The following is a 24,879-nucleotide window of genomic DNA, read 5'->3' as shown; positions in this document are numbered from 1 at the left end:
CTACATCGGCCGCACGAGGACTGCCGGCCCCTTGACCATGGTGACGGCGAAGAACAGCACCACGAGCACGCCGAGCGCGAGCGCGATCGCAATCGAACGGTGACGACGGCTCTTCTTCTGCGCCTCGGTGAGGACGATTCCATCTGGCTCGGGTTTGTCGATCATCCCTGCGATCATGCGCCCCCTACAAGCGGAGCAAGTGCCCGGAACACGACTTCGGCCAGCAGGGTCGCGAACAGCACGAACAGATAGAGGATCGAGAAGGCGAACAGCTTGCGGGTCGCGCGCAGCGACGCAGCTCGCTCGCGGCGCAGATAGACGTTGATCGCGAGCACCAGCATGCCGGCGCCGAGGATCAGCGAGACGATGCCGTAGACGGCGTCGAAATAACCGAGCGCCCAGGGCGCGGCGGCGACCGCGATCAGCACGATGGTGTAGAGCAGGATCTGGAGCCGCGTCGCGTCGGGACCGGCGACGTTGGGAAGCATTGGAATGCCGGCGCGCGCATAATCGTCGGAGCGGAACAGCGCCAGCGCCCAGAAGTGCGGCGGGGTCCAGAAGAAGATGATGGCGAACAGCAGCAGCGGCTCGACGTCGACTGTGCCCGTGACCGCGGCCCAGGCCACCACCGGCGGCAGCGCACCGGCGGCACCGCCGATCACAATGTTCTGCGCGGTCCAGCGCTTCAGCCACATCGTGTAGATCACGACGTAGAAGAAGATGGTGAAGGCGAGCAGCGCACCCGCGATCCAGTTGACGAGGATGCCGAGCGTCATCACCGAGAAGAAGGACAGCGTCAGGCCGAACGCCATGGCTTCAGGGCGGGTGATGCGGCCGCGCGGAATCGGCCGGTTCGCCGTGCGCGACATCTTGGAGTCGATATCGCCTTCCAGCGCCATGTTGAGCGCGCCGGAGGCACCGGCGCCGACGGCGATGCAGAGCAGCGAGGTGATCGCCAGCACCCAGTGGAAATGCCCGGGCGCCATCGCCATCCCGACCAGCGCGGTGAAGATCACCAGCGACATCACCCGCGGCTTCAGAAGCGCGATGTAGTCGCCCACCTCGGCTTCGGAGATGCGGGGATTGATGTCGATGGCGTTGTGGTCGAGGACGGACACTTAATTCAACTCGCTTCGTTATAGAGCCGCGGCGCCCGTCACGGGCGCCGCGGGAGATCGATCACTGCACGCGGGGCAGCACTTCGAACTGGTGGAAGGGCGGCGGCGAGGGCAAGGTCCACTCCAGCGTGGTCGCACCTGCACCCCACGGATTGTCGCCGGCCGGCACCTTCTTCATGAAGGCGTCGAGCACACAGTAGAGGAAGATCAGCACGCCGAAGCCGGAGATGTAGGAGCCGACCGACGAGACCAGGTTCCAGCCCGCGAACGCGTCGGGATAGTCGACATAGCGGCGCGGCATGCCCGACAGGCCGAGGAAGTGCTGCGGGAAGAACACCAGATTGACGCCGATGAAGGTGACCCAGAAGTGCGCCTTCGCGAGCGTCTCGTTGTACATGTAGCCCGACATCTTCGGGAACCAGTAGTACCAGCCGGCGAAGATTCCGAACACCGCGCCCAGCGACAGCACGTAGTGGAAGTGCGCGACGACGTAGTAGGTCTCCTGCAGCACGCGGTCGACGCCCGCGTTCGCCAGCACGACGCCGGTGACGCCGCCGACCGTGAACAGGAAGATGAAGCCCACCGCCCAGATCATCGGGGCCCGGAATTCGATCGAGCCGCCCCACATCGTGGCGATCCACGAGAAGATCTTCACGCCGGTCGGAACCGCGATGACCATGGTCGCCGCGACGAAATAGGCCTGCGTCGCCGAGGACATGCCGACCGTGTACATGTGGTGCGCCCACACCACGAAGCCGATGCCGCCGATCGCGACCATGGCGTAGGCCATGCCGAGATAGCCGAACACGGGTTTGCGCGAGAAGGTCGAGATGATCTGGCTGACCATGCCGAAAGCCGGCAGGATCAGGATGTACACCTCGGGGTGGCCGAAGAACCAGAACAGATGCTGGAACAGCACGGGGTCGCCGCCGCCTTCGGGGTTGAAGAACGTCGTGTGGAAGTTGCGGTCGGTGAGCAGCATGGTGATCGCACCGGCGAGCACCGGCAGCGACAACAGCAGCAGGAACACCGTCACCAGGATCGACCACACGAACAGCGGCATCTTGTGCAGGGTCATGCCCGGCGCGCGCATGTTGAAGATCGTGGTGATGAAGTTGATGGCGCCGAGGATCGACGAGGCACCCGCCAGATGCAGCGACAGGATCGCGAAGTCGACGGCCGGGCCCGGATGGCCCGAGCTCGACAGCGGCACGTACATGGTCCAGCCGGCGCCGACGCCGTTGGCACCCGGCTCGCCCTCGACGAAGGTCGACATCAGCAGCAGGGCGAAGGAAGCCGGCAGCAGCCAGAACGAGATGTTGTTCATGCGCGGGAACGCCATGTCGGGCGCGCCGATCATCAGCGGCACGAACCAGTTGCCGAAGCCGCCGATCATCGCGGGCATGACCATGAAGAAGATCATGATCAGGCCGTGAGAGGTCACGAACACGTTATAGGTGTGCGTCTCGTGGAAGATCTGCACGCCCGGGTACATCAGCTCGGCACGGATCGCGATCGACATCGCGGCGCCGATGACGCCGGCGATGACCGCGAAGATCAGGTACATCGTGCCGATGTCCTTGTGGTTGGTCGAATAGACGTAGCGGCGCCATCCGGTCGGATGGGCATGCTCGTCATGTCCGTGGTCTTGGGCGTGATCGCCGTGTGCCGCTGCGCTCGTTGCCATTTTCAAATCCTGCCTTGCGTCCCAATCGGACCTCTGGAGGTCCCGCCCTTATGTCGCGTTCAGTCCCTCACGCCGTCACCCGACGCTTACTGCGTCGGGCCGGCCGCGGAGGCGTAGGTGTTGGTGCCGCCGCTCGCAAATTTCTTCTTTGCCGTCTCGACCCAGGAGGCGAACTCCTGGTCATTCACGACGCGAATCGCGATCGGCATGAAGGCGTGGTCCTTGCCGCAGAGCTCCGAGCACTGGCCGTAGAACATGCCGGTCTTGGTCGCCTTGAACCAGGTCTCGTTCAGCCGGCCCGGAATGGCGTCGATCTTGACGCCGAAAGCCGGCAGCGCGAAGGCGTGGATGACGTCGGCGCCGGTGACCTGGACACGAATCACCTTGTTGACGGGCACCACCATCTCGTTGTCGACGCCGAGCAGGCGGGGCTGCTTGTCCTGCGCCATCAGCGAATCGAACTCGAACTTGCCGTTGTCGGGATAGGCATAGGACCAGTACCACTGCTTGCCGGTCGCCTTGATGGTGATATCCGCCTTCGGCACGTCGAGCTCGAGGAACAGCAGCCGGAACGAGGGCACCGAGATGCCGACCAGGATCAGCACCGGAACCAGCGTCCAGGCCACCTCGATCAACGTGTTGTGGGTGGTCCGCGACGGCACCGGATTGGCCCGCGCGTTGAACTTGACGACCACGACCACGAGCAGCGCCAGGACGAACAGCGTGATCAGGGTGATCAGCACGAACAGGAAGTTGTGGAACCAGACGATGTTGTCCATCACCGGGGAGCCGGACTCCTGAAGCGTCCATTCCCAGGGCTTCGGCTGCCCGAGCTCGGCAAATGCAACACCGCCCGTCGCCAGCGTCAGACCCGCCACGGCCAATCCCAGCAAGTGCCGGCCCACCGGGCCCATCGACATCCTCATGCCGTTCGCGCTCCCCTTACGAAATCACCCCAAGTGCGCTCCCCTGTTTGTGAGAAACGCTTATTCGATCCGCCCGCCTGACAAACCGCCGCGCAAGAATACCTCTAAGAGGAATTGGGGCCAGATCGCTAGAACGCCGAAATCAAGCCTCTCAAACCATAATTTTTGATCTATCGCAATGCAGTCTTGAGCCCCGTCTGCCAGCGATCACCCGCAAGATATTTCCTAGTAAGATCAGACAAAAATACCGTTTGCCGGGATGCTGCCGCTTGACAGCGGAATTGCCCGCGGTAGGCACTGGCAGATGGCCGCGCAGGAACCTGATTCGTGCGGGCGGCGGCGGCGCGAGGCGGCGTGGAATTTGCTTGGGAATCGCCTTCAAGACGCCGTCATTCCCGTATCAGTCCGCCAGATTAGTCCGCCAAGCGCGAGCGACCCAGGCGAGCAGAGGGACCGACCCGATGGGGCTTTCGAAATCGATGGCAGGGCTGGCTATGGCAAGGCTGGCTAGAAGGCAGATGACCCGCCTCCCGGCGCTGGCCAGCCTGTTGGCTGCGCTCGTCCTTCTGGCACTCCCCGGCCTCGCCCATGCGCAGGGCGCAGTCCGCTCCGTTCATGGCGACTGGCAGATCCGCTGCGACACCCCGCCGGGCGCGCAGACCGAGCAATGCGCCCTGATCCAGAGCGTGGTAGCCGAAGACCGCTCCAATGCCGGCCTGACCGTGATCGTGCTCAAGACCGCCGACCAGAAGAGCCGCCTGATGCGGGTGGTCGCGCCCCTCGGGGTCCTCCTGCCCTCCGGTCTCGGCCTCAAGCTCGACAACCAGGACGTCGGCCGCGCCGGCTTCGTGCGCTGCCTGCCCAATGGCTGCGTCGCCGAGGTCGTCATGGACGACAAGCTGCTCGGCCAGCTCCGCACCGCCAAGACCGCCACCTTCATCATCTTCGAGACCCCGGAAGAAGGCATCGGCTTCCCGCTCAGCCTGAACGGGCTCGGCGAGGGCTACGACAAGCTGCCGTAGGGGCAGGTCTCCGGTCGCACATTCTCATCCCGTCATCCTGGAGGCGCGAGGCTTTCGGAGCGAAGCATCGCAAGGTCAGCCTCGACGGATGAACGGCCGAGATGCAGCCGGGCCGTCACCCTTCGAGGGCCGCAGAAGAAGCGGCCGCCTCAGGGTGACGGTCGCACAATCGCTCGCGGCCACGTGTTCGATGAGCGTCCCCTCCCATCCTATCGTTTCCGTAATGTGACGCCCCGCCCCCTCGCGGAACCGGTCCGAAACCATTATCTTGCCCCACATCTTCCGATAATGGACGGACGCATGACCAACCCAGCCACGACCTCCCTGCTCGACCGCGCCAATCTCGATCGCGACCAGGTTCGCCACGAGGTCGCGCGCGGGCTTTCCGGTGCCGACGACGGTGAGCTGTTCCTGGAGTACAGCCAGACCGAAGCGCTGATGTTCGACAACGGGCGACTGAAGCAGGCGACCTACGACACCTCGCAAGGTTTTGGCTTACGCGCGGTCAAGGATGATGCCGTGGGCTACGCCCACTCCTCCGACGTCTCGCTGCCGGCGCTGATCCGTGCCGCCGACGCGGTCGCGGCCGTGCGCGGCGGCTATTCCGGCAGCTTCGCCGCGCCGCCGGCGCATACCAATGTGCGCCTTTACGGCGATGACAACCCGCTGGATGCCCCGGGCTTCGAGACAAAAGTAAAACTGCTCGCCGAGATCGACGCTTATCTGCGCGACAAGGATCCGCGCGTGCGGCAGGTCAGCGTCAGCCTGGGTGCGACCTGGCAGGTCGTCGAGATCCTGCGGCCCGACGGCGAGAGCTATCGCGACATCCGCCCGCTCGTGCGCGTGAACATTTCCGTGGTCGCCGGCCAGGGCGACCGCCAGGAGAGCGGCAGCAAGGGTTATGGCGGCCGCGCCGGCTATGCTGAATTCATCGAGAGCAAGAACTGGCGCGATGCCGCCGACGGCGCGTTGCGCGAGGCCTTGGTCAATCTGGAATCGATCCCCGCCCCCGCCGGCGAGATGGACGTCGTGCTCGGGGCCGGCTGGCCCGGCGTGATGCTGCATGAAGCGGTCGGCCACGGCCTCGAAGGCGACTTCAACCGCAAGAAGACGTCGGCATTTGCCGGCCTGATGGGCCAGCAGGTCGCGGCGAAGGGCGTCACCGTGGTCGACGACGGCACCATGGCCTCGCGCCGCGGCTCGCTGTCGATCGACGACGAGGGCACGCCGACCAATCGCACCGTGCTGATCGAGGACGGCGTCCTGGTCGGCTACATGCAGGACCGCCAGAACGCGCGGCTGATGAACATGAAGCCGACCGGCAACGGCCGTCGCCAGGGCTATGCACACGTGCCGATGCCGCGCATGACCAACACCTACATGCTCGCGGGCGACCGCGATCCGGCCGATATCCTCGCATCGGTGAAGAACGGCGTCTTCGCTGCGAATTTCGGCGGCGGCCAGGTGGACATCACCTCGGGCAAGTACGTTTTCCAGTGCACCGAGGCCTACAAGATCGAGAACGGCAAGCTGGGCGCGCCGCTGAAGGGCGCCATGCTGATCGGCAACGGGCCGACCGACCTGCATCGCATCCGCATGATCGGCAACGACCTTGCGCTCGATACCGGCATCGGCACCTGCGGCAAGAATGGACAGGGCGTGCCTGTCGGCGTCGGCCAGCCGTCGCTGCTGATGGAGCGCATCACGGTGGGTGGAACGGGCGCATGAGCGTGGAAGAAAAGGTCACCGTCACCCCCAAGCGGAAGAGCAGCGGCTGGGGCGGGCAGATCGTTCAGCTCGCCGGCATCGTCGCCGCCGTCTTCATCGCCAAGGGCGCGCTTGCCGAGCCGTTCTACGTGCCGTCAGGCTCGATGGAGCCGACGCTGCTGATCGGCGATGCGCTGCTCGCCTCGAAATTCCCCTATGGCTACGGCACCTCGTCGCTGCCGATCCAGATCAGCCTGCCCGAGAGCGGCCGCGTCTTCGCGGAGACGCCGAAGCAGGGCGACGTCGTCGTGTTTCGCTGGCCCGGCGATCGCTCACAGGCCTGGGTCAAGCGCGTCGTCGGTCTGCCCGGCGATCGCATCCAGATGCGGCAGGGCCAGCTCTTCATCAACGATCGCCCCGCCGAGCTCAAGCCGGACGGCGTTGGCGCTGCCGAGGACGACAATGGCGGCAGCGAGCCCGCCTATCGCTATGTCGAGACGCTGCCGAACGGCGTTTCGCACCTGATCTTCAAGATGCGCGACAACGGTCCGCTCGACAACTCACCGGAAGTGACGGTACCGGCCGGCCACCTCTTCGTGCTCGGCGACAACCGCGACAATTCTGCCGACAGCCGCGTGCCACTGCGGTCCGGCGGCGTCGGCCTGTTGCCGATCGACAATCTGATCGGCCGTGCCGATGCGGTGCTCGGCTCCTGGGATCTCGGCATACGCGGCCAGCCGGTTTACACTTGGCTCTCCGGCTTCCGGCTCGGCCGGTTCTTCACCGCCGTGCATTGAGCCTCCTCATCGCGCGATGAACCGTGACGAATTCCTCGCGCTCGCGCTGAGAAATCCCGTCAACGTCGCGATCATCGACGAGCTGGCGCGGCTCGATCTGCCGGATGCATGGTTGGTCTCGGGATGCCTAGTGCAGACCGTATGGAACGTGCTTACCGGCCGCGCCGTCGATCACGGCATCGCCGACTACGACGCGTTCTATTTCGATCCCGATACATCGTGGGAGGCGGAGGATTCGGTAATCCGCAAGCTGCACGAGCAGCTCGCGCATCTCGGCGTCAAGGTCGAGATCCGCAACCAGGCGCGCGTGCATCTGTGGTATCCCGACAAGCACGGCCTGCCCTATCCGCCCCTGAGAAGCTCGAGGGAAGGCATCGACCGCTTTCTCACGCAGAACACGCAGGTCGGGGTCATGCGCACAGGCGATGGCTACGAGGTCTACGCGCCGCACGGGTTTGACGACGTCGCTGGGTTGATCGTGCGGCCCAATCCAGGCCCGAATTTTTCCGCGGCGAATTACGCGTTGAAAGCCGCGCGCTGGAAGGCGCTATGGCCCGAACTCACGGTGATCGCGGCGGAGTGAGCTCTCGTAGGGTGGGCAAAGCGGAGCGTGCCCACGCGCCTGTCGCCGTATCTCAGAGATCGTGGGCACGGCGCAAGGGCGCCTTTGCCCACCCTACGGCACCTGCGTCCGGGGCACGAGCACCAACACTACCGCACTACGCCCGATGTGAATCCCGCCTTCCGTCGCGGCGGCTTGATTTCCTTTTTCAGGAAGCAGCGCGCCTCGCGCCCGGTGTAGCCGGGGCGGGCATAGGTGAAGGCGCGGCATTTGTTGTCGGCGGTGCAGGCGGCCTTGCAGGCCTCTTCGCCCTCGCCGTCCTTGAGCTCGAAATTGCGCAGATCACCACCGGGGCGGTCGATCGAGGTCTCCACGCCCTCGACCCGCGGCTCGATCACGCCGGCGCCGCGCACACCCGAGATGCAGCAACTTCCAGGCACCCGCGCCGGCACGGTGTTCTTCAGCCAGCACACCGCCGCGCCGCCTTCGACGTCGGGATAGCTGAAGCTCCACGAGCGGCAGCGGCGGTCGCGCTCGCACAGCAGCGCGCAATCCTCAGGATCGCCCGAGGCGACCGGTGTGCTGAAATAGTCGCCGCCGGGCCGGTCGAACGCAGTCTGGGCGCGCGCCGGCACGCTCGCGCATGCGAGCGAAAGCAGCGCGGCGCATGCCACGACGCTTGCCAGGACTTTTGCCAAGACCTTTGCCATGACGGCGCCGGACAGGCGGCCCTTCCCCATCGGAACAGCTTTCGAGTTATTGACGACGCTCAGGTTTTTCAGCCGGTCATTTGATCGCCGCAAACCTGTATGGGCGATGAACGGCTGAATCCCCGACCGAGGCTGACCGGCTTAAAGCGCGATGCGATTAGGATGAATCGTCATCGCGCTTTAGGTCGTTGTTTAAGCATGATCTTTTCGGAAAACCGCTGCGCACTTTTCCGGATCAGGCTTTAGAACGCGTATTCCGCGTAGGCCGGTTCCACCGAGCCCTTCCAGGGACCGTTGAACTTGTCCAACATTTCCTCGGCCGGCGTCCGGCCGGAATCGATGATGCGGTCGAGCGGCTCCAGATGCCGCGTTTCGTCGCGGCCGAGCTGGTCGATGCGGCCGCGCCGGCGCAGGCCGGCATGGGCCAGAACCAGGCATTCCTTGGCGATCTCGAACAGGTAACGGTTCTTGATCCGCGCCTTGAAGCCGAAGCGCGTCACGTCGTCGCGCAGGGCCTGACGCTCGGGCGCGCTCCAGTGCTTGACGATCTCCCAGGCCGCATCGAGCGCGACGTCGTCGTAGAGCAGCCCGACCCAGAACGCCGGCAGCGCCGGCAACCGGCCCCACGGGCCGCCGTCGGAGCCGCGCATCTCGAGATAGCGCTTGAGCCGCACTTCCGGGAAGATCGTCGAGAGATGGTTGGCCCAATCCGACAGCGTCGGACGCTCGCCGGGTAGGTTGTTGTTGCGGCCGTCGAAGAACGCGCGGAACGAGGAGCCCGACACGTCGATGTATTCCTCGCCGCGCTTGACGAAATACATGGGCACGTCGAGCGCGTAGTCGACATAGCGCTCGAACCCCATGCCGTCCTCGAATGCCCACGGCATCATGCCCGACCGCGCATTGTCGGTGTCGCGCCAGATCTCGGAGCGGAAGGACAGGAAACCGTTCGGCTTGCCTTCGGTGAACGGCGAATTGGCGAACAAGGCGGTTGCGACCGGCTGCAGCGCGAGCGAAACGCGCAGCTTCTTGACCATGTCGGCTTCGGAGGAGAAGTCGAGATTGGTCTGCACCGTGCAGGTCCGGTACATCATGTCGAGGCCGTATTGGCCGACCTTCGGCATGTAGTTGGTCATGATCTTGTAGCGGCCCTTGGGCATCACCGGGATATCGGCGCGCGACCAGGACGGCGTCATGCCGAGACCGAGGAAGCCGATGCCTAGCGGCGTTGCGATCTCGCGCACCTGTGCAAGATGCGCCATCAGCTCGCTCTGGGTCTGGTGCACGTTCTCGACCGGCGCGCCGGAGAGCTCGAACTGTCCGCCGGGCTCGAGCGAGATCGCACCGCCGCCGGTGACGTCGTAGAGGCCGATGATGTTGCCCTTCTCCATGATCGGCTCCCAGCCGAGCAGGAGCTTCATGCCTTCGAGCAACGCACCGATGCCGCGCGCGCCCTCGTAAGGCACCGGACGGTGGCCCTCGAGCGTGAACGGCGTCTTCTCGTGCTCAGTGCCCATGCGGAATTCGGACGGGTCCTTGCAGCCTTCCTCGAACCACGAAACGAGCTCGTCGCGCGATTGCAGCGGCGTCATATCGATCTGGTCTCGCGCCATATCAAACTCTAATCAAAAGGCGCTTCGATCGAACGCGCGCGGGTGACGGGATGGTCCGCGAACCCACCGGGCGCACGGACGAGCTGGTGTGCCGCGCGATCATCGCGACGGCGAGGTTTCGTTGACGTTGGCGACGGGCGGCAGTTTCATCTCGCCGCACGAGCAGCCCAGTCGGTCGAGCAGACCGCTGAGCTTGACGGCATCTGCGTCGGATAGTTTTGAACCGACATATTTCTCGATCGCAGCCGAATAGGCGCTCCACATCCGCTTCTGCAGCTCGCGGCCGGCTTCGGTGATCTCGACGAACTGGCCGCGCTTGTCGATCTTGCATTCGCGCCGCGAAGCGAGGCCCTCGTCGACCAGGCGGTCGATCAGGCGCGAGGTGGAATATTGCGGGATCAGCATCTGCCGTTCGAGTTCCACCGGCCTTAGCTCGCCCGAGGGAGCCCGCGACAATTCGAGCAACGCGTCATACCATGCCAGCGGCGGGAAGCCGGCCTTCTTCAGATCCTGCTCGACGCAATCGAGCACGCGGCTCTGCACCCGCATCAGGCGGATCCAGGCGGAAGTCGCCTCGGTCGATGGTTTGCGTTTCATGGTCCCGCTCAAGCTCGTCGCCCGTCTCTTACCCCATTTGATGCAGCTGCATCAATATTGACTGTTACAAGCAGCTGCATGTAGTTGTTCTTTCCGCCGAACCAAGCGTCAAGAGGAGGAAATTCCATGAAACTGTACTATTCGCCCGGTGCCTGCTCGCTGTCCCCCCACATCGCGCTCCTGGAAGCCGGCCTGCCCTACGAGCTGGTCAAGGTCGATATCCGGGCCAAGAAGCTCGAAAATGGTGAGGATTATCTGAAGCTGAACCCCAAGGGCCAGGTCCCTGCGCTGGGCCTCGACAGCGGTGAGATCGTGACCGAAGGCCCGGTGATTGTCCAGATGATCGCCGATCAGGCATCAAGCAAGGCGCTGGCGCCCGCCCACGGCAGTTCCGAGCGCTACAAGCTGCTGGAGTGGCTGAATTTCCTCACCTCGGAGGTGCACAAGAGCTTTGGTCCGCTGTTCGCGCCGGCCCTGAACGACGAGGCCAAGGCTTTCTTCAAAGATCGCGTCATGGGCAAGCTGAAATACATCGACAGTCAGCTCGCCGGCCGCGACTACCTCATGGGCAAGCAGTTCACGGTCGCCGACGGCTATCTGTTCACGATGCTGACCTGGGCCGACCGGATGAAGTTCGACCTCTCGGCGATGCCGAACCTTGCCGCCTACAAGGCCCGCGTCGAGGCGCGGCCGCAAGTGCAGGAAGCGCTGAAGAAGGAAGGCCTCGCGCAGGCGAAGTAAGACCAGCGCACGACAGTCGGGACAACGAAGAGCCGGATCGACGATCCGGCTCTTTTGCTTGAACCAGTTGCGGAAGCCCGGACGTTCGCGAGGTCCTGGGCATCAATTTTACGAGCATTGTCGGAGTTAACAATAACTCCGCCTTGTGTGTGCGGCAGAGATCACCATCGTTGTGACAGCAATCCAGTTGGCTCAACTTCAGCCATGTACCGCGATGCGGCCTGAACTGGGAAGCTCTCGTGACAACCGTACTCCTCCTCTTGCTCGCGAGCACGATCACCGGCTTGGCGGCGGGACTGTTCTTCCGAGTCTGGAGTCTGTTGCTGGTCTCGCCGGCGACCGCGATCCTCGTCGCAACGGTCCTTCAGACCTCGGGCTTCGGATTTTGGACGGGCATTCCCATCGTCGTCGGCTGCCTGATTGCCGGCCAGGTCGCCTATTTGGCGGCGACGCACTTTGTGCACAGAGGCGAGCTCTCAATGGAGGACGACGTCGACGGCGACCCAGGCAAGCACGGCCATCGCCATGTCGATGAAGAGAACGAGTAGGGCCAGGCCGACCCAGGAGGGAATTTTTCTGCGCCGCCTGAAGAGCTTGCGCCGCGGCCACGGCTGCCCCAGCCGCAAGAGGGGGGTGTATCTTGCGGCAACGCCGGCTGCGCTGACTTGAGACACCGTGGGGATCATTGCGGGACACCTTCAATGCTAACGAGCCATCCGATGGATCGTCAGCAAGTGCGGTGCCAGGGCGGAGCGAGCGCGGCTGGGCGGGGTTTGGAGCCGCGCATTCTCGCCATCCGTCGACAGCAAATAGAAAGGCCGGATCGACGATCCGGCCTTTCTTGTTTCTGCGCAGCCCGGATGGAGCGCAAGCGTAATCCGGGGTGCTCTCGCGAGTTGAAAAACTGTTCCCGGATTTCGCTGCGCTTCATCCGGGCTACAAGAGCGCCTTAAGCCGCCACCTTCTTTGGCGCGAAGCGGCCGTAGAAGGTTTCGCCCTTCGCCGCCATCTCTTCGAGCAGCTTCGGCGGCGTGAAGCGCGAGCCGTACTTCGCTTCCAGCTTGTGGCAAACCTCGACGAACTTTTTCGTGCCCATGAAGTCGATATAGGACAGCGTGCCGCCGGTGAACGGCGCGAAGCCGAAGCCGAGGATGGAGCCGACATCGGCTTCGCGCGGATCGGTGATGACGTGATCCTCGACCGTGCGCGCGGCTTCCACCGCCTGCACCACCAGGAACCGCTGCTTCAGCTCCTCGATATCGAGCGTGTCAGGATCGAGCTGCTTCGGCTGCAGCGCCGACAGCCCCGGCCACAGGCTCTTCTGGCCCTTGCCCTTTTCAGGGTAGTCGTAGAAGCCCTTGCTGTTCTTGCGGCCGAGCCGGCCCTGCTTCTCGACCAACTCCACCATCAGCTTCTTCTGATCGGGATTGATGGCGTTGGGGCCTAGATCGGCCTCCGTCGCCTTCATGATCTTGAGGCCGAGGTCGAGCGCGACTTCGTCGGAGAGCGAGAGCGGGCCGACCGGCATGCCGGCCATCTTGGCGCAATTCTCGATCATCGCCGGCGGCACGCCCTCGAGGAACATCTCGTTGCCTTCGGCGACGTAGCGGCCGACGCAGCGATTGGCGAAGAAGCCTCTGGAGTCGTTGACGACGATCGGCGTCTTGCCGATCTGCCGGACGTAATCGAGCGCGGTCGCCAGCGCGACGTCGCCGGTGTTCTTGCCCTTGATGATCTCGACCAGCATCATCTTCTCGACCGGCGAGAAGAAGTGGATGCCGACGAACTTGCCCTGGTCCTTGAACGATTCAGCCAGCGAGGTGATCGGCAGCGTCGAGGTGTTCGACGCGAAGATCACGTCGGGCTTCATATGCTCCTGCGCCTTGGCGAAGGTATCGGCCTTGACCTTGCGGTCCTCGAACACGGCCTCGATGACGAGGTCGACGTCCTTCAGCGCCGCATAGTCAGCGGTCGGCGTGATGCGCGCGAGCAGCGCTTCGGCATCGCCGGGCTTGGCGCGGCCCTTCTTGATCTGCTCTTCGATCACCTTCTGCGCATGGGCCTTGCCCTTGTCGGCGCTCTCCTGGTCGCGGTCGATCAGGACGACGTCGAGACCGGCACGGGCCGAGACATAGCCGACGCTCGCGCCCATGAAGCCGGCGCCGATCACGGCGATCCTCTTCACCTTGGTTGCGGGCACGTCCTTCGGACGGCGCGCGCCCTTGTTGAGCTCCTGCATCGACAGGAACAGGCTGCGGATCATCGCGGCCGCTTCCTTCGAACGCAGCACCGAGGTGAAGTAGCGTGACTCCACCCGTAGCGCGGCGTCGATCGGCAACTGCAGGCCCTCATAGACGCAGCTCATGATGGCGCGCGCAGCCGGATAATTATCGTAGGTCTCGCGGCGATAGATCGCGTTGCCGGCCGGGAACATCATCATGCCGGCCTTGGAGAACACCGGGCCGCCGGGCAGCTTGAAGCCCTTCTCGTCCCAGGGCGCGATCGCCTTGCCGCCGCCCTTGATCCAGTCCTTCGCGGCCTTGATGAGATCGGCGGTCGGCACGATGGCGTGGATCAGGTTCAGCGCCTTCGCCTTCTCGATCGTGACCGGATCGCCCTTGAGCAGGATCGTCATCGCGTCCTGCGGCGGCACCAGGCGCGGCACGCGCTGCGTACCGCCGGCACCCGGGAACAGGCCGACCTTGACCTCGGGCAGGCCGAGGCGGGTCTTGGGATTCTCCGCGGCGACGCGATAGTGGCAGCACAGCGTGATCTCGAAACCGCCGCCAAGCGCGAGCCCGTTGATCGCGGCCGCCCACGGCTTGCCCGATGTTTCGATCGAGCGCAGCACCAGCGAGAAGCGTCGGCTCTGGTCGAACAGCATCTGGTTCGCCGCGGTCTCGCCCTGCTCCTTGAAGACCTTCGCGTAGGCCTGGTTCATGCCCTCGAGCATCGACAGGTCGGCGCCGGCGCAGAACGCTTCCTTGGCGGAGGTAATGACGACGCCCTTCACCGCGGCATCCGCGGTGGTCGCCTTGACGATCGCGTCGAGCTCGTTGGTCGAGGTCTCGTCGAGCACGTTCATCGAACGGCCCGGGATGTCCCAGGTAACGAGCGCGATGCCGTCGGCGTCGGTCTCAACCTTGAAATTCTTGTACGACATGTTGGTTGCTCCCTACCCTTAGACGCGCTCGATGATGGTCGCGGTGCCCATGCCGCCGCCGATGCACAGCGTGACCAGGGCAGTCGACTTGTTGGTGCGCTCGAGCTCGTCGAGCACGGTGCCGAGGATCATCGCACCGGTCGCGCCGAGCGGATGGCCGAGCGCGATGGCGCCGCCGTTGACGTTGATCTTGGCGTTGTCGATGTCGAAGGCCTGGATGTAGCGCAGCACGACCGAGGCGAAGGCTTCGTTGAGCTCGAACAAATCGATGTCCGACTTCTTCATGCCCGAACGCGCGAACAGCTTTTCGGTGACGTCGACCGGACCGGTCAGCATCATCGCCGGCTCCGAGCCGACATTGGCAAACGCGCGGATCTTTGCGCGCGGCTTCAGGCCGTACTTGGCACCTGCCTCCTTGCTGCCGAGCAGCACGGCGCCGGCGCCGTCAACGATGCCCGACGAGTTGCCGGCGTGGTGCACGTAATTGACGCGCTCGATCTCGGGGTGCGACTGCAGCGCGACACCGTCGAAGCCGCCCATCTGCGCCATCATCGTGAACGACGGCTGCAGCTGCGCCAGCGACTGCATCGTCGTCGAGGGGCGCATATGCTCGTCCTTGGCCAGGATGGTGAGGCCGTTGATGTCCTTCACCGGAACGATCGACTTGTCGAAGCGGCCTTCCTCCCAGGACTTCGCCGCACGCTGCTGGCTCTGCACCGCATAGGCATCGACGTCGTCGCGCGAGAAGCCGTATTTGGTCGCGATCAGATCGGCCGAGACGCCCTGCGGCATGAAGTAAGCGGGGACCGCCATCGAGGGATCCATCGGCCAGGCGCCGCCGGAGGCGCCGATGCCGACGCGGCTCATCGATTCGGCGCCGCCGCCGATCACCAGCTCATGCTGGCCGCTCATCACCTGCGCGGCGGCGAAGTTCACGGCATCGAGGCCGGAGGCACAGAAGCGGCTGATCTGCACGCCGGGCACGGCTTCGCCGAGACCTGCTTTCAGCGCCGCGAAACGCGCGATGTCGCTGCCGGCTTCGCCGACCGGATCGACCACGCCGAGGATGACGTCATCGACGGAATCCTCAGGCAGATTGTTGCGGTCCTTCAGCGCCTTCAGCGGCACGGTCGCGAGCGCGAGCGCCGTCACTTCGTGCAACGAACCGTCAGCCTTGCCGCGGCCGCGGGGGGTGCGGACGTGATCGTAGATATAGGCATCTGCCATGGGAGCCTCCTGATTGTAGTTATGTTGGTGGCGACCGCGGCGCGGTCGCAATCATTGGTGAAGCGGGAAGCCTCAGAACGCTTCCGCCGGCAATTCCATGATAGTGGCGCAGCCGGCCTGGATGCGCGCGAGATTGGCGGCGGTCTCCGGCAGCATCCGCTCCATGAAGAAACGGCCGGTGACGAGCTTGGTGGAGAGATAGGGCGTCGCCCCGCTCTCGGCAATCTTGGCATTCGTCACCTTCGCCATCTTCGCCCACATGTAGCCCAGCGCGACGAAGCCGAACAGATGCAGGTAATCGGTTGCGGCGGCGCCGGCATTGTCAGGCTTGGCCATTGCGTTCTGCATCAGCCAGGTCGTGGCCTGCTGGAGATGGCCGAGCGAGGCCGAGAGCGGCGCGATGAAGGGCTTGAGGGCCTCGTCGCCGCCGTTCTCCTTGGCGAAGGCCATGACCTCGCCGAAGAAGGCCATGATGGCGCGGCCGCCGTCGCGCGGCAGCTTGCGGCCGACGAGGTCGAGCGCCTGGATGCCGTTGGCGCCTTCATAGATCATGGCGATGCGCGCATCGCGGACGAACTGCTCCATGCCCTGCTCGGCGATGTAGCCGTGGCCGCCATACATCTGCTGCGCCTGCACCGCATTGGCAAAGCCGTAATCGGTGAGGAAGCCCTTCAACACCGGCGTCATCAGGCCCATGTGATCGTCGGCGGCCTGGCGGTCTTTCGGGTCTTCGGAGCGATGGGCGACGTCGCTCTTCAGCGCAGTCCACATCACGAAGGCGCGCGCGGCCTCGTTGAAGGCGCGGATCGAGAGCAGCGTGCGGCGCACGTCGGGATGCACGATGATCGGATCGGCCTGCTTGTCCGGCGCCTTCACGCCGGTGAGCGAGCGACCCTGGATGCGCTCGCGCGCATAGGCGACCGCGTTCTGATAGGCGACCTCGGATTGCGCGAGGCCCTGCACGGCGACGCCGAGCCTCGCCTCGTTCATCATCACGAACATGCCCTGCATGCCCTTGTTCTCTTCGCCGATCAGCCAGCCGGTGGCGCTGTCGTAGTTCATCACGCAGGTCGAATTGCCGTGGATGCCCATCTTGTGCTCGATCGAGCCGCAGACGACGCCGTTGCGGGCACCGACTGAGCCATCCGGATTCACAAGGAACTTGGGCACCACGAACAGCGACACGCCCTTGATGCCGGCCGGTGCACCCTCGATGCGGGCGAGCACGAGGTGGATGATGTTCGGGGCGAGGTCGTGCTCGCCGGCCGAGATGAAGATCTTGGTGCCCGTGATCTTGAAGCTTCCGTCGGCCTGGCGCACCGCCTTGGTGCGGAGCATGCCGAGGTCGGTGCCGCAATGCGGCTCGGTCAGGTTCATGGTGCCGGTCCATTCGCCCGCGACCATCTTCGGCACGTAGGTCTTCTTCTGCTCGGGCGAGCCATGAACGATCAGCGCCGCGGTCGCGCCCATGGTGAGGCCGCCATACATCGAGAACGCCATGTTGGCGGAGATCTGGAATTCGTTGACCGCCTGGCTCAGCGTCACCGGCAGGCCCTGGCCGCCGAACTCGGTCGGCGCCGACAGACCAAGCCAGCCGCCTTTGGCGACCTGCTTGAAGGCATCCTTGAAGCCCTTCGGCGTGGTGACGCTGCCGTCATCAGTGCGCTTGCAGCCTTCGAGATCGCCCACACGATTGAGCGGCTGCAGCACCTCTTCGGCGAGCTTGGCGGCTTCACCGAGAATGGCTTCGCGCACGTCGCTCGACGCATCGGAGAAGCCGGCGAGGTTGTCGTAGCGGTCGATCTGGAAGACGTCGTTGAGCAGGAAGTTCACGTCTTCGACGGGGGCTTTGTAGATCGGCATGGGGTTCTCCCGGCAATGGGCCTTGGTGATGTCTGTGATTCCAGCGGCGCAGCCTTGCCCGCGAGCTTAGCGGGTTCTGCAACCTCAGGGCAGGGTCATGATTGGGCGGCCAGCTGCTCCGCCATCAGGCGGTGCAGCATGTTGATCGCCTTGAGCGGACGCACCATCACCTTGAAATGCGTGATGCGTCCCTCGGCATCGAAGCTGATGATGTCGACGCCGTTGATCTCGATACCGTCGATCATGGTCTTGAATTCGAGCACGGCGCCGCGCTCGCTCGTCCACTCACCGACATAGGTGAAGCCGGGGCCGCCAAGCACCTTCTCGGCGCTGGAAAGGTATTTGAATGTGATGTCGCGCCCGCGCTGCGGCGAATGCACGACGGGACTTTCGAAGACGGCGTCGGGATGAAGCAAGTCCCAGAGCGCGGTGCGGTCGTGGGACTTCATGTAGCCGTACCAGGAGTCGAGGCCGGTCATTCTCGGATGCCTCCCTAAAGGCCTTGGCAAAAATCGCGAAAACAACCCCATGCACAGTAGCGTGCTGATTGATTCCGCTGGGTTTTTCGGGTCGGATCTTCAGCCCGTCCATGAGCGCCTCATATGCACATTGACGCATATGCGCCGATGCGCATAAAGTCAAGCGAGTTGGTCGAGGTCGAAGAAGGAGACCGGTCATGGCACTGGGCGACGCAATCCTCGCATGCCTGACGGAACGCCCCATGACGGGCTACGAGCTCGCCAAGACATTCGACTCCTCGATCGGCTTCTTCTGGAAGGCCGACCACCAGCAAATCTACCGCGAGCTCTCCAAGCTGCGCGACCGCGGCCACATCCAGGGCCGCGAGGTCGTGCAATCGGGCAAGCCCAACAAGCTGGTTTATACGCTCACTCCGGAGGGGCGAACAGCGCTGCGGCACTGGGCCGCGCGACCAAGCACGCCAGCCTCGACCAAAGACGATCTCCTGGTCCGCCTCCATGCGCTCGACAGCATCGACATCGAGCCGCTGCGCACCGACCTGATGGCCCGCCTGGAGCACCATCGCGACCGCCACGCCAATTACGAACGCATCCTGAAGAAGCGCTTTCCCGAGGGAACGGCGGAAGGCCGGCTCGATCTCGGCAATCTGCTCCTGCTCCGGCTCGGCGCCCGTCACGAACAGATGGTCGCCGACTTCTGCGAAGAGGCGCTCGATGCGCTGTCGGCGATGACCGGCAAGGCCACGGTGGTGCCGCTGGACGAGGGCAAGCGCGAGGGGAAGGGTTAGGGGCTACGTAGCGGCTCCGTATCGTCATGGCCGGGCTTGTCCCGGCCATCCACGATCTTGCTTGCGCGACCGAAGAACGTGGATGCCCGGGACAAGCCCGGGCATGACGGCTTCGGCATCTGCCCCGGTTCCCGCCGGCCAACTTTAAGACACCCGCTCGGCATTCCTTAACCCGTTATTTACCGTAACAGGAAAAAGTCGGTTTTCGAGGCAGACGACCCGCGCCAAATCCGATTGTCTTTGCAACCGGCACGCGAGGGAAGGCTGGAGGCGCCGGGTGGGGCGCCGGAGTCGGAACCGGACAGAGTCATGAATTCGCGCGTATCGTGGAGTGTTGACGGCATCGATCCGTCCGTCAGGGAGCGGGCCGAAGCTGCTGCGCGTCGCGCCGGCATGTCACTCAACGATTGGCTGAACTCCACCCTCGGCGAGACTGCTCCCCCGAACTTTCGCGAACCTTACGACCAGCGTCCGCAAGCCCCGCACGTTCAAACCCGGGGACCGAGCCAGGAAAGCCGCGAAGTCGCCGACATCCACCAGCGGCTCGACGCGATCACCCAGCAGATCGAACGGATCTCCAAGCCCGCGCAGCGCCAAGATCCTTCGCGACAGGATTCGTCACGACAGGATTCGTCGCGACAGGACCCTTCGCGGCCAGACGTCGCGCGCGAGCAAGGCGTCGCGCGCCAGCTCAACGATGCGATCTCGCGGCTCGATGCGCGGCTGTCGCAAATTTCCCGGCCGCAGCAGCCTCAACCGCAGCAGCCTCCGGCTCCGCGCCCGGCGCCGGCCGAGACGCGCCAGCGCCAGGCCGATGCGGTCGAGCGCGCGGCGGCGCAGGTCTATCGCAACTCCCCGCCCCTGAGCCCCGCTTCGTTCGACGTCGCCGTCGCCGAGATCACCGCGCGTCAGAGCGAGCTCGACGGCTTCACGCCGCGGCAGATGCCGCCGCGCGCCGCGCCCTCGATCGCGCCCAATGCTGCTCCCTGGGCCGCTCCTTACGCACCTCCGATGGCGCCACCCGCGGCTGCCTATGCTCCGCCGCCACCGCAGCCGGGGCCGGATTTTTCCGCGCTTGAGCGCCATCTGCTCAAGATCACGAGCCAGATCGAGTCGCTGCAGCGCCCCGACAATACCGAGCAGGCGATCAACGCCTTCCGCAGCGAGCTTGCCGAGATCCGCGCCGCCATCACCGAGGCGATGCCGCGACGCGCGATCGAATCGATCGAGAACGAGATCCGCTCGCTGCACCGCCGGATCGACGAGACGCGTTCCAACGGCACCGACGGCCAAGTCCTGTCGGGCATCGAGCACGCGCTGTCCGACATCAAGCAGGTGCTGCGCACGCTGACGCCGGCCGAGCAGCTCACCGGTTATGACGAGGCGATCCGTAATCTCGGCGCCAAGCTCGATCTGATCCTGCGCGCCAATGACGATCCCTCGACGGTGCGCCAGCTCGAAGGCGCGATCACCGCGCTGCGCGGCATCGTCTCCAACGTCGCCTCCAACGAAGCGCTGGCACGCCTGTCCGAAGACGTGCAGCTGCTGTCGTCCAAGGTCGACCAGGTCACCCGCGCCTCCGGCCAGGGCGACAGCTTTGCGGTGCTGGAGCAGCGCATTGCGGCGCTCACCGCGGCGCTGGAAACGCGCGAGCGGCCTCAGCCGGCGGAGAGCACCGAGCACCTGGAATCCGCGATCCGCGCGCTGTCGGACCGCTTCGACCGCATGCAGGTCGGCAACGATTCGGCCTCGACCTTTGCGCATCTCGAACAGCGCGTCTCGTATTTGCTGGAGCGGATCGAAGCCGCCGCCGATCCGCGCAACGGCAATTTGAGCCGCGTCGAGGACGGGCTGCACGACATCCTGCGCCACCTCGAGCGGCAGCAGGCGACCTATTCCGCGCTGGCCGAGAGCCGCAGCTCCGCAGCCCCGGCCGATTCCGGAATGGTCGATCTGGTCAAGCGCGAGCTGTCCGACATCCGCTTCAGCCAGGCCGAGACCAACCGCAGCACGCAGGACTCGCTCGACGCCGTCCATAGCGCGCTCGGCCATGTCGTCGATCGCCTCTCCATGATCGAGGGCGATCTGCGCGCGGTGCGCACCGCGCCGCCGGCCCCCGCGCCAATGCCCATGCCGATGGCGGCTCCCATGGAGCCCGCGCCGCCGATGGCGCGTGAGCCGCGGCCGCAAGCCCAGCAGCAGCCGAAATACGATCCGAAGCCGGAGCTGCCCAACCCCGCCGCGCAGCAGCAGGCCCACGCGCAGCAACAGTCCCAAGGCGCCTTCGCGCAAGCCGCTTTCTCCGCCGCGCCGCGTGAATTCCATGCCGCTGCCCCTGCGGCGCCGCCGCCGGTGCCATCGGCACCACCGGTGCAGCCGCGCGCGATCAGCGAGATCCTGGAGCCGCACACGGTCCCCGCGCGCACCGCGCTCGCGCCGGAATTACCGCCGGATCATCCGCTCGAGCCGGGCACACGGCCGGGTGGACGCCTCGCCACGCCATCGGAGCGCATCGCCGCCTCCGAGAGCGCGATCAGCGACATTCCCGCTGCGCCGAAAGAGCCGGTGTCGTCGTCGAGCTTCATCGCGGCCGCCCGCCGCGCCGCCCAGGCCGCCGCCGCGCAGCCGGAGAAGCCGGCGCGCGGTGCCAAGGGTGGTGCGAAGGCCGGCGCCGATCGCGGCAAGGACAAGGGCAAGGACGGCAGCTCGACCATCACCTCGAAGATCCGCTCGCTGCTGGTCGGCGCGAGCGTGGTCGTGATCGTGCTCGGCACCTTCAAGATGGCGATGAACCTGCTCGAGGGCAGCACGCCGCCCGCGCCGCAGGCCATGGACAATACGTTGAGCCAGCCCGCGCCGCAGGCCCCACCGCCACCGCCGGTGATCGAGAACAAGCCCGCCACGCCCGAGCAGGTCACGCCATCGATGACCTCGCCGACGCCGATTGGACGGCAGTCCCAGAACAACGCCGCGCCGGCTCCCGCCGCCAATTCGGGCAACTCGGCCTCGGTCGAAATTCCTCCGGCGCCCGCCGCATCTGTGCCGCCGCCTGCCGCGAGCAGCGACGTCACCGGCGCGCTGTCCGGCACCAGCCGCGCCAAGCTCGGCATGATCCAGGTGCCGCCGAGCGAAAAGCTGCCTGACGGCATCGGCGGCCCGGTGCTGCGGACCGCCGCGATGAAGGGCGATGCGACCGCGGCCTACGAGATCGGCTTGCGCTTTGCCGAAGGCAAGGGTGTTGCCACGAATTACGACGAAGCGGCCAAATGGTACGACCGCGCGGCGCAGGCCGGCGTGGTGCCCGCGACCTTCCGCCTCGGCACGCTCTACGAAAAGGGGCTTGGCGTGAAGAAGGACGCCGACATCGCCCGCCGCTACTACACCCAGGCCGCCGAGCGCGGCAACGCCAAGGCGATGCACAATCTCGCGGTGCTCGACGCCGACGGCGGCGGACGCGGCGCCAACTACAAGAGCGCGGCGCAGTGGTTCCGCAAGGCCGCCGATCGCGGCGTTGCCGACAGCCAGTTCAACCTTGGCATTCTCTATGCCCGCGGCATCGGCGTCGAACAGAACCTCGCCGAATCCTACAAATGGTTCAGCCTCGCTGCTGCCCAGGGTGATGCGGACGCCTCCGGCAAGCGCGACGACGTCGCCAAGCGCCTCGACCCGCAATCGCTCGCGGCCGCCAAGCTCGCGATCCAGACCTTCAGCGCCGAGCCGCAGCCCGACGACGCCGTCAACGTCATGGCGCCCGCCGGCGGCTGGGACAGCGCGCCGCAGGCGAATGCAAAGCCGGCGCCGAAGCAAGTCGCAACCAAGCGCTCGGCCTCGGCGGCGCATTAAGCTGCTTACTGCGCTCTCTCATCTTGTCGTCGCCCGGCTTGACCGGGCGACCCAGTATTCCAGAGACAGGCATTAAGGAGCTCGCTGTCACAACAACGGGCGCGGCGTACTGGATGCCCCGGTCAAGCCGGGGCATGACAGCGGAGAAGGTGCCGGAAGCCGTGGCGCGCGGTGTGCAGCCAACTGATCCCACTTAACGTATTCACCACGCCCGAAATTCCGGGTCCCTCCCAACCCCAAATTCCGCTATTGAGGGGCGCGGCAATCGTTCCGACCGTCCGGCGGGCATTCCGCGCAATCGACCCGTCTCGCCGGCGTATGGTTCTTCGATGCAGCTCTATCTTCCGATCGCCGATCTTCCCGTCAACGTCTTCCTGGTGCTCGCCATGGGCGCCGCGGTCGGCTTCGTCTCGGGGATGTTCGGAATCGGCGGCGGCTTCCTGATGACGCCGCTGCTGATCTTCATCGGCATCACGCCGGCGGTCGCGGTCGCCTCGGTCACGAGCCACATCGCGGCCTCCTCCTTTTCCGGCGCGCTGTCTTATTGGCGGCGGCGTGCGATCGATCCGGCGCTGGCGAGCGTCCTGCTCTGCGGCGGCGTGACCGGCACGGCGCTCGGCGTGTGGACCTTCACGCAGCTTCGCGCGCTCGGCCAGCTCGATCTGATGATCGCGCTCTCTTATGTGGTGCTGCTCAGCACCGTCGGCAGCCTGATGTTCTCGGAAGGGCTGCGCGCGCTGATGAGGACCCGGCGCGGCGCGCTGCCGCCACGACGCACGCACAACTGGATCCACGGCCTGCCGCTGAAGATGCGCTTCAAGCGCTCGAAGATCTATCTCTCGGTCATCCCCGTGGTGATCGTCGGCATCATGATCGGCTTCATCGGCGCCATCATGGGCATCGGCGGCGGCTTCATCCTGGTGCCGATCATGATCTATCTGCTCAGGGTGCCGACCTCGACGGTGATCGGGACCTCCATGGTCCTGACGCTCGTCACGATGCTGTTCGCGACCATGCTGCATGCGGTGACCAATCACCTCGTCGACGCCGTGCTGGCACTGATCCTGATGGTCGGCGGCGTCACCGGCGCGCAGTTCGGCGTCCGTGCCGGGCAGAAGATCCGCGGCGAGCAGCTGCGGCTGCTGCTCGGCCTCCTGATCCTCTCGGTCGGAATCCGCTTCGCGATCGAGCTGGTGATCCGGCCGGAGGATCTCTTCACCATCCGCGAACTGGGAGTGAGCGGATGATGCGCGCAGCTCTCGCACTCCTGCTCGTCCTGCTGCTCGGCTCCGCCGCGCGCGCCGAGCGGCTGATCGTCTCGGTCTCCAACCACCGCGTCACGGTGACACCGAACTATTCCGGCGAGGAGCTGGTGCTGTTCGGCTCGGTGGAGAAGGACGCGACGTCGCCCGCCGATCGCACCGCCTATGATCTCGTCGTCACCGTGATGGGCCCGCGCGCCGACATGGTGACGCGGCGGAAAGAACGCACCTTCGGCATCTGGATCAACACCGACTACCGGCAGTTCCTGCAGGTGCCGAGCTATCTGGCGCTGTTCGCCAACCGGTCCTTCGACGCGATCACCTCGCCCGAGATCGCGCGGCGGCAGCAGATCGGGCTGAACAACGTGCTGCTGACGCAGCGGGTCGGCGGCGATTATGCCGACGTGGTGCCGAACGACGCTTTTCGGTCCGCGTTTATTCGCTTGCGCACCCAGCGCGGGCTCTATCGCGAAGATCCGAGCGCCGTCACGTTCCTGACGCCCACCCTGTTCCGCACCGGCATTCCGCTGCCGGCGGAGGTGCCGATCGGCACCTACGAGGTCGAGATCAGACTGTTTGCGAACGGCGCGTTCATCGGCAAGACCGAGACCGCGTTCGAGATCGTCAAGGTCGGCTTCGAGCAATTCGTCGCCACCACCGCCCGGCAGAACGGGCTGATCTATGGCCTCGTCACCGCCGCGATGGCCCTGATGACGGGATGGATGGCGTCGATCGTGTTCCGGAAGGATTGAGAGGCGCTGCGGGCCACTCACT

General features: G+C 65.2%; 21 protein-coding genes. 10 read left to right on the top strand and 11 right to left on the bottom strand.

Annotated elements, in window-relative coordinates:
- The 4 genes from GA0061098_RS20445 to coxB form a co-directional block, all read right to left on the bottom strand.
- Positions 1-177 (bottom strand): CoxF protein, encoded by a 177-nt coding sequence (locus GA0061098_RS20445; RefSeq protein ID WP_091959995.1) that lies wholly within the window; start codon positions 175-177, stop codon positions 1-3.
- Complete coding sequence (locus GA0061098_RS20440) at positions 174-1,118, bottom strand: heme o synthase (protein ID WP_038948601.1); 945 nt, start codon at positions 1,116-1,118, stop codon at positions 174-176. The genes GA0061098_RS20445 and GA0061098_RS20440 overlap by 4 nt, the downstream gene beginning before the upstream one ends.
- A gap of 61 nt (positions 1,119-1,179) precedes the next feature.
- On the bottom strand, positions 1,180-2,805 hold the full coding sequence (gene ctaD / locus GA0061098_RS20435) for a cytochrome c oxidase subunit I (RefSeq protein WP_091959991.1): 1,626 nt from the start codon (positions 2,803-2,805) through the stop codon (positions 1,180-1,182).
- Between the two features lie 86 nt (positions 2,806-2,891).
- Positions 2,892-3,731, bottom strand: coding sequence for a cytochrome c oxidase subunit II (gene coxB, locus GA0061098_RS20430; protein ID WP_091959988.1), 840 nt, complete (start codon positions 3,729-3,731; stop codon positions 2,892-2,894).
- Between the two features lie 518 nt (positions 3,732-4,249).
- On the opposite strand from coxB, the gene GA0061098_RS20425 reads away from it, so the two are divergent.
- The 4 genes from GA0061098_RS20425 to GA0061098_RS20410 all read left to right on the top strand — a co-directional run bounded on the left by GA0061098_RS20425 (position 4,250) and on the right by GA0061098_RS20410 (position 7,840).
- Entirely contained in the window at positions 4,250-4,753 is a 504-nt protein-coding gene (locus GA0061098_RS20425) for an invasion associated locus B family protein (RefSeq protein WP_430649270.1), read from the top strand.
- 300 nt (positions 4,754-5,053) lie between these two features.
- Positions 5,054-6,481, top strand: coding sequence for a metalloprotease TldD (gene tldD / locus GA0061098_RS20420; protein WP_091960349.1), 1,428 nt, complete (start codon positions 5,054-5,056; stop codon positions 6,479-6,481).
- The gene (gene lepB, locus GA0061098_RS20415; RefSeq protein ID WP_018316360.1) at positions 6,478-7,257 is read left to right on the top strand and encodes a signal peptidase I; all 780 of its coding nucleotides are present in this window, start codon (positions 6,478-6,480) and stop codon (positions 7,255-7,257) included. The genes tldD and lepB overlap by 4 nt, the downstream gene beginning before the upstream one ends.
- A gap of 16 nt (positions 7,258-7,273) precedes the next feature.
- Complete coding sequence (locus GA0061098_RS20410) at positions 7,274-7,840, top strand: nucleotidyltransferase family protein (protein WP_091959981.1); 567 nt, start codon at positions 7,274-7,276, stop codon at positions 7,838-7,840.
- Between the two features lie 128 nt (positions 7,841-7,968).
- Here the strand turns inward: GA0061098_RS20410 and GA0061098_RS20405 are convergent, their stop codons facing one another.
- From GA0061098_RS20405 to GA0061098_RS20395, 3 genes are all read right to left on the bottom strand, one after another.
- Positions 7,969-8,559 (bottom strand): PAN domain-containing protein, encoded by a 591-nt coding sequence (locus GA0061098_RS20405; protein WP_091959976.1) that lies wholly within the window; start codon positions 8,557-8,559, stop codon positions 7,969-7,971.
- A gap of 212 nt (positions 8,560-8,771) precedes the next feature.
- The gene (locus tag GA0061098_RS20400) at positions 8,772-10,142 is read right to left on the bottom strand and encodes a glutamate--cysteine ligase (RefSeq protein ID WP_028139831.1); all 1,371 of its coding nucleotides are present in this window, start codon (positions 10,140-10,142) and stop codon (positions 8,772-8,774) included.
- A 99-nt stretch (positions 10,143-10,241) separates the two neighbouring features.
- On the bottom strand, positions 10,242-10,739 hold the full coding sequence (locus GA0061098_RS20395; protein WP_018316363.1) for a MarR family winged helix-turn-helix transcriptional regulator: 498 nt from the start codon (positions 10,737-10,739) through the stop codon (positions 10,242-10,244).
- A gap of 126 nt (positions 10,740-10,865) precedes the next feature.
- On the opposite strand from GA0061098_RS20395, the gene gstA reads away from it, so the two are divergent.
- Positions 10,866-11,480 carry a glutathione transferase GstA gene (gene gstA, locus GA0061098_RS20390; RefSeq protein WP_091959972.1) on the top strand — a complete coding sequence of 205 codons (615 nt, stop codon included), beginning with the start codon at positions 10,866-10,868 and terminating at the stop codon, positions 11,478-11,480.
- A gap of 239 nt (positions 11,481-11,719) precedes the next feature.
- Entirely contained in the window at positions 11,720-12,028 is a 309-nt protein-coding gene (locus GA0061098_RS20385; RefSeq protein ID WP_129590903.1) for a hypothetical protein, read from the top strand.
- A gap of 401 nt (positions 12,029-12,429) precedes the next feature.
- On the opposite strand, the gene GA0061098_RS20380 is transcribed toward GA0061098_RS20385, so the two are convergent.
- The 4 genes from GA0061098_RS20380 to GA0061098_RS20365 all read right to left on the bottom strand — a co-directional run bounded on the left by GA0061098_RS20380 (position 12,430) and on the right by GA0061098_RS20365 (position 18,212).
- Positions 12,430-14,643 carry an FAD-dependent oxidoreductase gene (locus tag GA0061098_RS20380; RefSeq protein WP_091959964.1) on the bottom strand — a complete coding sequence of 738 codons (2,214 nt, stop codon included), beginning with the start codon at positions 14,641-14,643 and terminating at the stop codon, positions 12,430-12,432.
- A gap of 18 nt (positions 14,644-14,661) precedes the next feature.
- Positions 14,662-15,870 (bottom strand): acetyl-CoA C-acetyltransferase, encoded by a 1,209-nt coding sequence (locus tag GA0061098_RS20375; protein WP_091959961.1) that lies wholly within the window; start codon positions 15,868-15,870, stop codon positions 14,662-14,664.
- Positions 15,871-15,942: 72 nt separating this feature from the next.
- Positions 15,943-17,733: an acyl-CoA dehydrogenase C-terminal domain-containing protein gene (locus GA0061098_RS20370; protein ID WP_091959958.1), complete on the bottom strand. Its 1,791-nt coding sequence runs from the start codon at positions 17,731-17,733 to the stop codon at positions 15,943-15,945.
- A 95-nt stretch (positions 17,734-17,828) separates the two neighbouring features.
- Positions 17,829-18,212 (bottom strand): nuclear transport factor 2 family protein, encoded by a 384-nt coding sequence (locus GA0061098_RS20365; RefSeq protein ID WP_091959955.1) that lies wholly within the window; start codon positions 18,210-18,212, stop codon positions 17,829-17,831.
- 197 nt (positions 18,213-18,409) lie between these two features.
- Between GA0061098_RS20365 and GA0061098_RS20360 the strand changes: the two genes are divergently transcribed.
- The 4 genes from GA0061098_RS20360 (at position 18,410) to GA0061098_RS20345 (ending at position 24,857) form a co-directional block, all read left to right on the top strand.
- On the top strand, positions 18,410-19,000 hold the full coding sequence (locus tag GA0061098_RS20360) for a PadR family transcriptional regulator (RefSeq protein WP_091959952.1): 591 nt from the start codon (positions 18,410-18,412) through the stop codon (positions 18,998-19,000).
- Positions 19,001-19,309: 309 nt separating this feature from the next.
- Positions 19,310-22,843, top strand: a complete 3,534-nt coding sequence (locus GA0061098_RS20355; protein WP_091959948.1) for a tetratricopeptide repeat protein — start codon at positions 19,310-19,312, stop codon at positions 22,841-22,843.
- A gap of 329 nt (positions 22,844-23,172) precedes the next feature.
- Positions 23,173-24,090 (top strand): sulfite exporter TauE/SafE family protein, encoded by a 918-nt coding sequence (locus tag GA0061098_RS20350; protein ID WP_028139822.1) that lies wholly within the window; start codon positions 23,173-23,175, stop codon positions 24,088-24,090.
- Positions 24,087-24,857: a TIGR02186 family protein gene (locus GA0061098_RS20345; RefSeq protein ID WP_091959944.1), complete on the top strand. Its 771-nt coding sequence runs from the start codon at positions 24,087-24,089 to the stop codon at positions 24,855-24,857. Before GA0061098_RS20350 ends, GA0061098_RS20345 begins: the two co-directional genes overlap by 4 nt.
- Positions 24,858-24,879 lie beyond the last annotated feature (22 nt).

Source organism: Bradyrhizobium shewense, from assembly GCF_900094605.1.
GTDB classification, from domain to species: domain Bacteria; phylum Pseudomonadota; class Alphaproteobacteria; order Rhizobiales; family Xanthobacteraceae; genus Bradyrhizobium; species Bradyrhizobium shewense.
The sequence above is the reverse complement of the archived record's forward strand: the minus strand, read 5'-3'. Positions and strand labels throughout refer to the sequence as shown.

Excerpts from the sequence above, each read along its gene's own strand:
- GA0061098_RS20445 (WP_091959995.1), bottom strand. The coding sequence starts at position 177 with ATGATCGCAGGGATGATCGACAAACCCGAGCCAGATGGAATCGTCCTC.
- ctaD (WP_091959991.1), bottom strand. The coding sequence starts at position 2,805 with ATGGCAACGAGCGCAGCGGCACACGGCGATCACGCCCAAGACCACGGA.
- coxB (WP_091959988.1), bottom strand. The coding sequence starts at position 3,731 with ATGAGGATGTCGATGGGCCCGGTGGGCCGGCACTTGCTGGGATTGGCC.
- GA0061098_RS20425 (WP_430649270.1), top strand. The coding sequence starts at position 4,250 with ATGACCCGCCTCCCGGCGCTGGCCAGCCTGTTGGCTGCGCTCGTCCTT.
- tldD (WP_091960349.1), top strand. The coding sequence starts at position 5,054 with ATGACCAACCCAGCCACGACCTCCCTGCTCGACCGCGCCAATCTCGAT.
- lepB (WP_018316360.1), top strand. The coding sequence starts at position 6,478 with ATGAGCGTGGAAGAAAAGGTCACCGTCACCCCCAAGCGGAAGAGCAGC.
- GA0061098_RS20410 (WP_091959981.1), top strand. The coding sequence starts at position 7,274 with ATGAACCGTGACGAATTCCTCGCGCTCGCGCTGAGAAATCCCGTCAAC.
- GA0061098_RS20405 (WP_091959976.1), bottom strand. The coding sequence starts at position 8,559 with ATGGGGAAGGGCCGCCTGTCCGGCGCCGTCATGGCAAAGGTCTTGGCA.
- GA0061098_RS20400 (WP_028139831.1), bottom strand. The coding sequence starts at position 10,142 with ATGGCGCGAGACCAGATCGATATGACGCCGCTGCAATCGCGCGACGAG.
- GA0061098_RS20395 (WP_018316363.1), bottom strand. The coding sequence starts at position 10,739 with ATGAAACGCAAACCATCGACCGAGGCGACTTCCGCCTGGATCCGCCTG.
- gstA (WP_091959972.1), top strand. The coding sequence starts at position 10,866 with ATGAAACTGTACTATTCGCCCGGTGCCTGCTCGCTGTCCCCCCACATC.
- GA0061098_RS20380 (WP_091959964.1), bottom strand. The coding sequence starts at position 14,643 with ATGTCGTACAAGAATTTCAAGGTTGAGACCGACGCCGACGGCATCGCG.
- GA0061098_RS20375 (WP_091959961.1), bottom strand. The coding sequence starts at position 15,870 with ATGGCAGATGCCTATATCTACGATCACGTCCGCACCCCCCGCGGCCGC.
- GA0061098_RS20370 (WP_091959958.1), bottom strand. The coding sequence starts at position 17,733 with ATGCCGATCTACAAAGCCCCCGTCGAAGACGTGAACTTCCTGCTCAAC.
- GA0061098_RS20365 (WP_091959955.1), bottom strand. The coding sequence starts at position 18,212 with ATGACCGGCCTCGACTCCTGGTACGGCTACATGAAGTCCCACGACCGC.
- GA0061098_RS20360 (WP_091959952.1), top strand. The coding sequence starts at position 18,410 with ATGGCACTGGGCGACGCAATCCTCGCATGCCTGACGGAACGCCCCATG.
- GA0061098_RS20355 (WP_091959948.1), top strand. The coding sequence starts at position 19,310 with ATGAATTCGCGCGTATCGTGGAGTGTTGACGGCATCGATCCGTCCGTC.
- GA0061098_RS20350 (WP_028139822.1), top strand. The coding sequence starts at position 23,173 with ATGCAGCTCTATCTTCCGATCGCCGATCTTCCCGTCAACGTCTTCCTG.
- GA0061098_RS20345 (WP_091959944.1), top strand. The coding sequence starts at position 24,087 with ATGATGCGCGCAGCTCTCGCACTCCTGCTCGTCCTGCTGCTCGGCTCC.